General features: G+C 68.4%; 7 protein-coding genes and 1 pseudogene. All 8 read right to left on the bottom strand.

Features of this window, described 5'->3' with window-relative positions:
• A pseudogene (locus GA0115233_RS41535) lies at positions 1 to 199 on the bottom strand (hypothetical protein); the annotation flags it as partial.
• A gap of 17 nt (positions 200 to 216) precedes the next feature.
• Positions 217 to 2799, bottom strand: coding sequence for a DNA gyrase subunit A (gene gyrA, locus GA0115233_RS38270; RefSeq protein WP_093725160.1), 2583 nt, complete (start codon positions 2797 to 2799; stop codon positions 217 to 219).
• Between the two features lie 42 nt (positions 2800 to 2841).
• Positions 2842 to 4911 carry a DNA topoisomerase (ATP-hydrolyzing) subunit B gene (gene gyrB, locus GA0115233_RS38265; protein ID WP_093725158.1) on the bottom strand — a complete coding sequence of 690 codons (2070 nt, stop codon included), beginning with the start codon at positions 4909 to 4911 and terminating at the stop codon, positions 2842 to 2844.
• Positions 4912 to 5274: 363 nt separating this feature from the next.
• Positions 5275 to 5805: a DUF721 domain-containing protein gene (locus tag GA0115233_RS38260; RefSeq protein WP_093725156.1), complete on the bottom strand. Its 531-nt coding sequence runs from the start codon at positions 5803 to 5805 to the stop codon at positions 5275 to 5277.
• Positions 5802 to 6959, bottom strand: a complete 1158-nt coding sequence (gene recF / locus GA0115233_RS38255; protein ID WP_093725154.1) for a DNA replication/repair protein RecF — start codon at positions 6957 to 6959, stop codon at positions 5802 to 5804. Before recF ends, GA0115233_RS38260 begins: the two co-directional genes overlap by 4 nt.
• Positions 6960 to 7012: 53 nt before the next feature.
• A complete protein-coding gene (gnd, locus tag GA0115233_RS38250) occupies positions 7013 to 7888 on the bottom strand; it encodes a phosphogluconate dehydrogenase (NAD(+)-dependent, decarboxylating) (RefSeq protein ID WP_093725152.1) in 876 nt (291 codons plus the stop codon).
• Positions 7889 to 8014: 126 nt separating this feature from the next.
• Positions 8015 to 9145 (bottom strand): DNA polymerase III subunit beta, encoded by a 1131-nt coding sequence (gene dnaN / locus GA0115233_RS38245; protein WP_093725150.1) that lies wholly within the window; start codon positions 9143 to 9145, stop codon positions 8015 to 8017.
• Between the two features lie 882 nt (positions 9146 to 10027).
• A partial coding sequence (gene dnaA / locus GA0115233_RS38235; RefSeq protein WP_107406498.1) for a chromosomal replication initiator protein DnaA occupies positions 10028 to 11105 on the bottom strand: 1078 nt, incomplete at its 5' end.

Here is an 11105-nt window from a genome sequence, read left to right as displayed (position 1 = left end):
GCTGCGGGTTCGCCGGGGCCGGGCCGGCCGCGTACTGCTGGGCCTGCGGGCCTCGGGTGTCCGTCACAGTTCCCCCCTGGGATCCATGCGTGTCGGGCGAGGGTGAGCCGGTGGTCTGCGCGGCGGAGCCACGGCCGCCGCCGTCCGTGTCCGTACCCGTAGAGGTACCGGCCGATCCGGCGCCCGTGGCTCCGCTCACGTGACTCACTCCTCGTGCTACTCGGCCGAGGGCGCCTCACCCTCGTCCGTGCCGTCGGTCGCGGCGTCGGTGGCGTCGAGGTCGCCGTCGACCTCGTCCGCCTCGCGCCCCTCCTCGGCGTTTCGTGCGATGCCGACCACGGCATCGCGCTTGCCCAGGTTGATCAGTTGGACGCCCATGGTGTCACGGCCGGTCTCCCTGACCTCGTTGACTCGCGTGCGGATCACACCGCCGCCGAGCGTGATGGCGAGGATCTCGTCGGTCTCCTCGACCACCAGCGCGCCGACGAGCGACCCACGGTCCTCAACGATCTTGGCGGCCTTGATACCGAGACCGCCACGCCCCTGGACGCGGTACTCATCCACGGCGGTCCGCTTCGCGTACCCACCGTCGGTAGCAGTGAACACGAACGTACCGGGTCGAACAACATTCATCGAGAGCAGCTCGTCTCCCTCGCGGAAGCTCATGCCCTTCACACCCGAGGTGGCACGGCCCATCGGACGCAGCGCCTCGTCCGTGGCGGTGAACCTGATCGACTGCGCCTTCTTGCTGATCAGCAGCAGATCGTCCTCGGGCGAGACCAGCTCGGCTCCGATCAGTTCGTCGTCCGAACCGTCCTCGCGCTCGCGCAGATTGATCGCGATGACACCGCCGGAACGCGGCGAATCGTAATCCTTCAGCGGCGTCTTCTTCACCAGACCGGCCTTCGTGGCGAGCACCAGGTACGGCGCCGCCTCGTAGTCCCGGATGGCGAGGATCTCGGCGATCGCCTCGTCCGGCTGGAAGGCGAGCAGGTTCGCCACGTGCTGGCCGCGCGCGTCCCGGCCGGCGTCGGGCAGCTCGTAGGCCTTCGCGCGGTACACCCGGCCCTTGTTGGTGAAGAACAGCAGCCAGTGGTGGGTGGTGGAGACGAAGAAGTGGTCGACGATGTCGTCTTCCTTCAGCTTCGTGCCGCGCACGCCCTTGCCGCCGCGCTTCTGGGCGCGGTAGTCGTCCGTCTTGGTCCGCTTGACGTAGCCGCCGCGGGTGACGGTGACGACGATGTCCTCCTCGGCGATGAGGTCCTCGATGGACATGTCGCCGTCGTAGGGCACCAGCATGGTCTTGCGGTCGTCACCGTACTTCTCGACGATCGCGGCGAGTTCCTCGCTGACGATGCCGCGCTGGCGGACCGGGGAGGCGAGGATCTGGTTGTACTCGCTGATCTTGGCCTGGAGCTCGTCGTGCTCCTGGACGATCTTCTGCCGCTCCAGGGCGGCCAGCCGGCGCAGCTGCATCTCCAGGATGGCGTTGGCCTGGATCTCGTCGATCTCCAGGAGGTCCATCAGGCCGGTGCGCGCGACGTCGACGGTCTCACTGCCCCGGATCAGGGCGATGACCTCGTCGATGGCGTCCAGGGCCTTGAGCAGACCGCGCAGGATGTGCGCGCGCTCCTCGGCCTTGCGCAGCCGGAAGCGCGTACGGCGGACGATGACCTCGATCTGGTGCGTCACCCAGTGGCGGATGAACGCGTCCAGGGACAGCGTGCGCGGCACGCCGTCGACCAGCGCCAGCATGTTGGCGCCGAAGTTGGTCTGCAGGTCGGTGTGCTTGTACAGGTTGTTCAGCACGACCTTGGCGACCGCGTCCCGCTTCAGGACGATCACCAGGCGCTGTCCGGTGCGCGAGGAGGTCTCGTCGCGGACGTCCGCGATGCCGCCGATCTTGCCGTCCTTCACCAGGTCGGCGATCTTCTGCGCCAGGTTGTCGGGGTTCACCTGGTAGGGCAGCTCGGTGACCACCAGGCACTGGCGGTTCTGGATCTCCTCGACCTCGACGACCGCCCGCATGGTGATCGAGCCGCGGCCCGTGCGGTACGCCTCCTCGATGCCCTTGCGGCCCACGACCAGCGCGCCGGTCGGGAAGTCGGGGCCCTTGATGCGCTCGATGAGCGCGTCCAGCAGCTCCTCGTGCGAGGCCTCGGGGTTCTCCAGGTACCACTGGGCACCGGCGGCGACCTCGCGCAGGTTGTGCGGCGGGATGTTGGTCGCCATACCGACCGCGATACCGGCCGAGCCGTTGATCAGCAGGTTCGGGAAGCGGGCGGGCAGGACGGTCGGCTCCTGGGAGCGGCCGTCGTAGTTGTCCGTGAAGTCGACGGTCTCCTCGTCGATGTCACGGACCATCTCCATCGACAGCGGCGCCATCTTGCACTCGGTGTAGCGCATGGCGGCCGCCGGGTCGTTGCCCGGGGAGCCGAAGTTGCCGTTGGAGTCCACCAGCGGCATGCGCATCGACCACGGCTGCGCGAGGCGGACCAGCGCGTCGTAGATCGAGGAGTCGCCGTGCGGGTGGTAGTTGCCCATGACGTCGCCGACGACGCGGGCGCACTTGTAGAAGCCGCGCTCGGGGCGGTAGCCGCCGTCGTACATGGCGTACAGCACGCGGCGGTGGACGGGCTTGAGTCCGTCCCGGACGTCCGGCAGCGCACGCGAGACGATGACGGACATCGCGTAGTCGAGGTAGGAGCGCTGCATCTCCGTCTCAAGCCCGACGGGCTCGATGCGCATCGCGACTTCGCCGCCCTCTTGCGGGGTGACAGGAGTGTTCTCGTCGGCCATTGCTGGTGAAGATCCTTCCTGGTGCGGTCAGCTGAGACCGACTCAGATGTCGAGGAAGCGGACGTCCTTGGCGTTGCGCTGGATGAACGCGCGGCGGGCCTCGACGTCCTCGCCCATCAGGACCGAGAACAGGTCGTCGGCCTGGGCGGCGTCGTCGAGGGTGACCTGGCCGAGGACCCGGTGCTCCTGGTCCATGGTGGTCACGCGCAGCTCCTCGGCGTTCATCTCGCCGAGACCCTTGAAGCGCTGGATGGAGTCCTCGCGGATGCGCTTGCCGCGCTGGCGGCCCAGCTCGATCAGGGCGTCGCGCTCGCGGTCGGAGTAGGCGTACTCGGTGTCGTCCCGGCCCCACTTGATCTTGTACAGCGGCGGACGCGACAGGAACACGTGCCCGGCCTCGACCAGCGGCCGCATGAAGCGGAACAGGAAGGTCAGCAGCAGGGTGTTGATGTGCTGGCCGTCGACGTCGGCGTCGGCCATCAGGATGATCTTGTGATAGCGCAGCTTCTCGATGTCGAAGTCCTCGTGCACACCCGTGCCGAAGGCCGAGATCAGCGCCTGGATCTCCTGGTTCTGCAGGATCTTGTCGATCCGCGCCTTCTCGACGTTGAGGATCTTGCCGCGGATCGGGAGGATCGCCTGGTACTGCGGGTTGCGGCCGGACTTGGCCGAGCCACCGGCGGAATCACCCTCGACGATGAAGATCTCGCACTTGGTCGGGTCGTTGGACTGGCAGTCGGAGAGCTTGCCAGGCAGCGACGCCGACTCCAGCAGGCCCTTGCGCCGGGTCAGGTCGCGGGCCTTGCGGGCCGCCACGCGCGCGGTGGCCGCCTGGATGCCCTTGCGGACGATGTCCGCGGCCTCGTTCGGGTTGCGGTCCAGCCAGTCGTTGAGGTGCTCGTAGACGGCCTTCTGGACGAAGGTCTTCGCCTCGGTGTTGCCGAGCTTCGTCTTGGTCTGGCCCTCGAACTGAGGCTCGCTCAGCTTCACCGAGATGATCGCGGTCAGACCCTCGCGGATGTCGTCACCGGTGAGGTTGTCGTCCTTCTCGCGGAGCAGCTTCTTGTCGCGCGCGTACTTGTTGATCAGGTTGGTCAGCGCCGCGCGGAAGCCCTCTTCGTGGGTGCCGCCCTCGTGGGTGTGGATGATGTTGGCGAAGGAGTACACGCCCTCGCTGTAGCCGCTGTTCCACTGCATGGCGACTTCGAGCGAGAGGGCCTTGTCCTTGTCCTCGGCCTCAAGGTCGATCACCGTCGGGTGGACCACGTCCCCCTTGCGGGAGTTGAGGTACTTCACGAAGTCGACGATGCCGCCCTCGTAGTGGTACGTGACGGTCTTGACCTCGGCCTTCTCGTCGGCGCCCGCCTCGTCCGCCCCGGAGGTGGCCTTCGCCGACTCGCGCTCGTCGGTGAGCTTGATGGTCAAGCCCTTGTTGAGGAACGCCATCTCCTGGAAGCGCCGCGAGAGCGTCTCGAAGGAGTAGTCGGTGGTCTCGAAGATGTCGCCGTCGGCCCAGAAGGTGACCGAGGTGCCGGTCTCCTCGGTGGCCTCGTGCTTGGCCAGCGGAGCCGTGGGGACGCCCATCTTGTAGTCCTGCGTCCACCGGTGACCGTCCGTCCTGACCTCGACGGCGACCTTCGAGGACAGCGCGTTCACCACGGAGACGCCCACGCCGTGCAGACCGCCGGAGACCGCGTAACCGCCGCCGCCGAACTTGCCGCCCGCGTGCAGCACGGTGAGCACGACCTCGACGGCCGGCTTGCCCTCGGAGGGGACGATGCCGACCGGGATGCCACGGCCGTTGTCGACGACGCGTACGCCGCCGTCGGCCAGGATCGTCACCTCGATGGTGTCCGCGTGGCCCGCCAGCGCCTCGTCGACGGAGTTGTCCACCACCTCGTAGACGAGGTGGTGCAGTCCGCGCTCACCGGTGGAGCCGATGTACATACCGGGTCGCTTGCGGACCGCGTCCAGACCTTCGAGGACGGTGATGGCACTCGCGTCGTACGCCGTGGCACTGGCGTCGGGTACGCCTGCCACGGCGTCGGCGGACGTGATGTTCTCGTTGGGGTTGCCGGAATCGGCCACGAAGCGCCCTTTCTGGCACAGCACGAGCCGGGCTCGGCGGCGGTTTGCCGGAGCGGCTGCGGCATGTTGCGTTGGTAAGCCTTGATCAGCGTTGCTCAGCTTTTCCCGGGCGGTCCCCACGTTTGGGGCGGGATTGCCTTCTAGTCTACCGGTAGCACTGACACTGATGGGGGTTTGCCGGTACCTGAGTCCGCATGTGCCGCCCTGAACCGGACTCCGCTGGGTCCCCATATGCGGAGCGGGGCTCCAAGAGGCTCACAGCGGCACTCAGCGCTTCGGGGCGTCAACCCTTTGCTACTTGGGAGTCAGTTAGCCCGCGCAGCCGCCCGCGCGCCCGCGCGCGACAGCGCGAACGGACCGCTTCATCAGCCGTTTACGTGATGTACGTCACCCATAGGTGTCGCCGGGACCGGTGCTCCCCGGGGCCCTCAGGGGGCCGTAGCGACGCTCGGGGCCGCCGGGGCCCAGGACCTTGATCACCTTGACCGTGCCGTGCCCGAGGTCCTCGTTCAGCCGGGCGACGAGCTGAGGCGCGAGCAGCCGCAGATTGGTCGCCCACGCCGTCGAGTCGCACCGCACGACCAGCACCCGCTCGTCCTCGTCGTACGTCTGCGGCACACAGTGATTGGCCAGATCCGGGCCCACGAGCTGCGGCCAGCGGCCCATCACCCCGCCCACCGCGGCCGGGGTCTCCCAGCCGCGCTCGGTGATCAGCCGGTTGATGGCGGCGCCCAGCGCCATGGGGTCGCGGCCGTCGGCGCGCGCGCCCGAGCGCAGGCCCCCGCCGCGCCGGGCCTGCTTCTTCTGCTGCTGCGCGTCACCACGCGCGCGTGCCTGCTCCTTGGCCGCCCTCAGCGCCACGCGCGCGAGGTCGACGCCGGACGGCTCGGCGGGCTTCTTGGGCTCCTCGGCGGTCATACGCGCTCCACCGTCCCCTCCGACACCGCGTACCGCGCCCCGGTCAGCACATGCGGTACGTCGTCGTCGACGGCCGCCGTCACCAGCACCTGCTCGCCGGGCGCGACCAGTTCGGCCAGCCGCTCCCGGCGCCGGGTGTCCAGCTCGGCGAACACGTCGTCCAGCACCAGCACCGGTTCGTTGCCCTCGGCGCGCAGCAGGTCGTAGGAGGCGAGCCGGAGCGCCAGCGCGTACGACCAGGACTCGCCGTGCGAGGCGTACCCCTTGGCGGGCAACTGGCCGAGTTTGAGCAGCAGATCGTCCCGGTGCGGTCCGGCGAGGGTGACGCCGCGCTCGATCTCCTGCTTGCGGACGTCCGCCAGCGCCGCCATCAGCTGCGTGTACAGGTCCTCGCGGGTCTGGGCCTCACCGGGGGCCGACGGCTTGTACTCCAGCGCCAGCGGGCCGCCGCCGGGCGCGAGTTGCTCGTAGGCCTTGTCCGCGAGCGGCTGGAGCGCGGCGATCAGGTCCAGGCGCTGGGCGAGCAGTTCGGCGCCCGCGCGCGCGAGGTGCTGGTCCCAGACGTCGAGGGTGGACAGGTCCGCCCCCGCGCTCGACTCCGCTCGCGCGGGAGGTGCCCCCCTGCGGCCGCCGTGCCGTCGGGCGAGCGCGGCGGACTTCAGCAGGGTGTTGCGCTGCTTGAGGACCCGGTCGTAGTCGGAGCGCACGCCCGCCATGCGCGGGGAGCGCGCGGTGATCAGCTCGTCCAGGAAGCGGCGCCGCTCACCGGGGTCGCCCTTGACCAGGGCCAGGTCCTCCGGTGCGAACAGCACCGTGCGCACGATCCCCAGGATGTCCCGGGGCCTGACCTGCGAGGACCGGTTGATGCGGGCGCGGTTGGAGCGGCCCGGGTTCAGCTCCAGCTCCACCAGCTGCTGGCGTTCGCCCTGGCGGACCTGGGCGCGGATCACCGCCCGCTCGGCGCCCATGCGCACCAGGGGCGCGTCGGAGGCGACGCGGTGGCTGCCGAGGGTGGCGAGATAGCCGACGGCCTCGACCAGATTGGTCTTGCCCTGGCCGTTCGGGCCGACGAAGGCGGTGACGCCCGGATCGAGCGGGACCTCGACCCGGGCGTACGAGCGGAAGTCGGCCAGCGACAGATGCGTGACGTGCATGGTCGTTCGCCGACCTCCCCCGGCGTTGTGGACCGCCGAAACGGTCCTGTGGATTACTTCGTCTCGACCGCGTGGCCGCCGAACTGGTTGCGCAGCGCCGCGATCATCTTCATCTGCGGAGAGTCGTCCTGCCGCGAGGCGAACCGCGCGAACAGCGAGGCCGTGATCGCGGGCAGCGGCACGGCGTGGTCGATGGCGGCCTCGACGGTCCAGCGGCCCTCGCCGGAGTCCTGTGCGTAGCCGCGCAGCTTGTCCAGGTGCTCGTCCTCGTCGAGGGCGTTGACGGCGAGGTCCAGCAGCCAGGAGCGGATGACGGTGCCCTCCTGCCAGGAGCGGAAGACCTCGCGCACATCCGTGACGGAGTCGACCTTCTCCAGCAGCTCCCAGCCCTCGGCGTAGGCCTGCATCATGGCGTACTCGATGCCGTTGTGGACCATCTTGGCGAAGTGCCCGGCGCCGACCTTGCCGGCGTGGACCGAGCCGAAGTCGCCCTCGGGCTTGAGCGCGTCGAAGACGGGCTGGACCTTGGCGACGTGCTCGGCGTCGCCGCCGTACATCAGCGCGTAGCCGTTCTCCAGGCCCCACACACCGCCGGAGACACCGCAGTCGACGAAACCGATGCCCTTCTCGGCCAGCTCGCGGGCGTGCTTCTCGTCGTCCGTCCAGCGCGAGTTACCGCCGTCCACGACGACGTCCCCGGGCTCCAGCAGCTCGGCCAGCTCGTCGACGGTCGACTGGGTGGCGGCTCCGGCCGGGACCATCACCCAGACCACGCGGGGGCCCTTGAGGCTGTCCACAAGCTCTTTCAGGCTGTGGACATCCGCGAGGTCCGGGTTGCGGTCGTATCCGACGACGGTGTGGCCCGCGCGGCGGATCCGCTCGCGCATGTTGCCGCCCATCTTGCCGAGGCCGACGAGACCGAGCTCCATCAGTGGTTCCTTAGGTTGCTGTGGCGTGAAAGCACTTACGTGCCCACGTCCGAGCCTAAACCCGGACGCTCACGCACACCTGTGGGCATACGCGCTCAAACGCACGCCCTCACCTGCGGTGATGCCTCAGCCGCTGAGCCGCACCGGCATGATCAGGTACTTGTAGGCCTCGTCCGCCTCGGCGTCCACGGCGGGCTTGCCGCTGAGCAGGGCCGGCTTGGTGGACGTGGTGAACGACAGCTGCGCCACCGGGGAGTCGATCGCGCTCAGACCGTCCAGCAGGAAGGTCGGGTTGAAGGCGATCGAGATGTCGTCGCCCTCCAGCTGGGCGTCGACCCTTTCCACAGCCTGTGCGTCGTCGCTCGACCCGGCCTCCAGGATCAGCACGCCCTGCTCGAAGCTCAGCCGCACCGGGGTGTTCCGCTCGGCCACCAGCGCCACACGCTTCACGGCCTCCACGAAGGGCGCCGTCTCGATCACCGCGACCGAGTTGAACTCGGTCGGGAAGAGCGTGCGGTACTTCGGGAGGTCGCCCTCCAGCAGCCGGGTCGTGGTACGCCGCCCAGCGCCCTCGAAACCGATCAGGCCCTCACCGGCACCGGAGCCCGACAGCGCCAGCGTCACGCTGTCGCCGCTGGTCAGCGCCTTGGCGGTGTCCAGCAGGGTCTTGGCGGGCACCAGGGCGACCGCGGACGCGTCCGGGTTCTCCGGCTTCCACAGGAACTCGCGGACCGCGAAGCGGTAGCGGTCGGTGGAGGCCAGGGTGACCCGGTCGCCCTCGATCTCGATGCGCACGCCGGTCAGCACCGGCAGCGTGTCGTCGCGGCCCGCGGCGATCGCGACCTGCGAGGCGGCGGAGGCGAAGACCTCACCGGGAACGGTGCCGGTCGCCGACGGCATCTGCGGCAGCGCCGGGTACTCCTCCACAGGCAGGGTGTGGAGGGTGAAGCGGGAGGAGCCGCAGACCACGGTCGCCCGTACACCGTCTGTGGAAATCTCCACCGGGCGGTTGGGCAGAGCGCGGCAGATGTCGGCGAGCAGGCGGCCGGAGACGAGCACCGTGCCCTCCTCCTCGACCTCGGCATCCACCGACACCCGCGCGGAGACCTCGTAGTCGAAGCCCGACAGGCTCAGCTGGCCGTCCTCGGCCTTGAGGAGGAGGCCGGCGAGGACAGGCGCCGGCGGACGGGCCGGGAGGCTGCGCGCCGCCCAGGCCACGGCCTCCGCGAGTACGTCGCGTTCCACCCGGATCTTCACTGTTGCCGCCTCCTGCTGTTGCCGGCGCTTCTCGCCCTGCCTGGCTTCGTCGTCTGTCGTCGGTGTCAGCGCTCCCTGTGAGGGGGAAGGACACCGGGGAACAGTCTGACGCACCGCACTGACAGTAGGTGCCCCTCGGGGTCAAGTCGTGACGAGGGGCAGTCGGGCGCCGGAGAGCGAGTTGTGCACAGGACCCCCTTCGAAACGAAATCCCCGCTCTCTCTAGTTGGGGGTAGTAGTAGGGCCTGTGGAAACCGTGGATAACTACGTTTGCCCAGCTCAGAGCGCGAAATTTATCCACCGGTCCTGTGGGTGGAGGCAGTGGACAACTCGGGCTTCCTGTGGAGAACAGAAAGTTCTGCACACCTCATACACAGGTTGGGCCGAGTTGTCCCCAGCTGCGTCCCCAGGTTTACCCAGTTTTCCCACAGGGCAACCCGGCAACTTCATGTGACGCCTTTCACTCGACCCGGCGATCGGACGCGTCGGGTTGCCGAACAGTGGACAGCGATGTGGAGAACCTGGGGATCGCTGGGGACAACTACCCTCAGCCTGTGGGTAGTCGGTGGATAACTTTGTGCACACCCTGTGGAACGGAGAGTTATCCACAGTCTGTGGAGATCGGTTGTCCACGAATCCACAACCAGTTGAGCTGGGCTGATGGTCTTTCAACAACACAGCCTGTGGACAGAATCTGGACAACTCGGCAGTCCCCAGGATGTGGACGGAAAAAAGTCACCGAATCTGTGGAGGAAGGCCGTAACCCCGCAGGTAATCGAACATCGGCCGAGGGGTGTCCGCGTTGCCGGGCACGCCAGGAACGGCGAAGGGTGCCCCCGGAAACACTCCGGAGGCACCCTTGTGACGCCTTGGCTGCGGCTGTCAGCCCGCCTTGATGCGGTTGGTCAGCTCGGTCACCTGGTTGTAGATGGAGCGCCGCTCGGCCATCAGATTGCGGATCTTGCGGTCCGCGTGCATCACCGTGGTGTGGTCGCGGCCGCCGAAGAGCGCGCCGATCTTCGGCAGGGACAGGTCCGTCAGCTCACGGCACAGATACATGGCGATCTGCCGGGCCGTGACCAGCTGGCGGCCTCGGGAGCTGCCGCACAGGTCCTCGACGGTGAGGCCGAAGTAGTCGGCGGTGGCGCTCATGATGGCCGTGGAGGTGATCTCCGGCGTCGCGTCGTCGCCACCGGGGATCAGGTCCTTCAGGACGATCTCCGTCAGGCCCAGGTCCACCGGCTGCCGGTTGAGCGAGGCGAACGCCGTCACCCGGATCAGCGCGCCCTCCAGCTCGCGGATGTTGCGCGAGATGCGGGAGGCGATGAACTCCAGTACCTCCGGCGGGGCGTTGAGCTGTTCCTGCACCGCCTTCTTGCGCAGGATCGCGATACGCGTCTCCAGCTCCGGCGGCTGGACGTCGGTGGTCAGGCCCCACTCGAAGCGGTTGCGCAGCCGGTCCTCCAGCGTCACCAGCTGCCGGGGCGGCCGGTCGGAGGACAGCACGATCTGCTTGTTGGCGTTGTGCAGCGTGTTGAAGGTGTGGAAGAACTCCTCCTGCGTCGACTCCTTGTCCGCGAGGAACTGGATGTCGTCGACGAGCAGGATGTCCATCTCGCGGTACCGCTTGCGGAAGCTGTCGCCCTTGCCGTCGCGGATGGAGTTGATGAACTCGTTGGTGAACTCCTCCGAGCTCACGTAGCGCACGCGCGTGCCCGGGTAGAGGCTCCGCGCGTAGTGCCCGATCGCGTGCAGCAGGTGCGTCTTGCCGAGCCCGGACTCCCCATAGATGAAGAGGGGGTTGTACGCCTTCGCCGGTGCCTCGGCGACGGCGACCGCGGCCGCGTGGGCGAAACGGTTCGACGCGCCGATGACGAAGGTGTCGAAGAGGTACTTGGGGTTCAGACGGGCGGTCGGCTCACCGGGACCGGTGGCCGGCGCGGGCGTGCGCGGCCAGGGG

The organism is Streptomyces sp. DI166 (genome assembly GCF_900091315.1).
Classification (GTDB): domain Bacteria; phylum Actinomycetota; class Actinomycetes; order Streptomycetales; family Streptomycetaceae; genus Streptomyces; species Streptomyces fuscus.
This window is presented reverse-complemented; position numbering and strand designations above follow the sequence as displayed.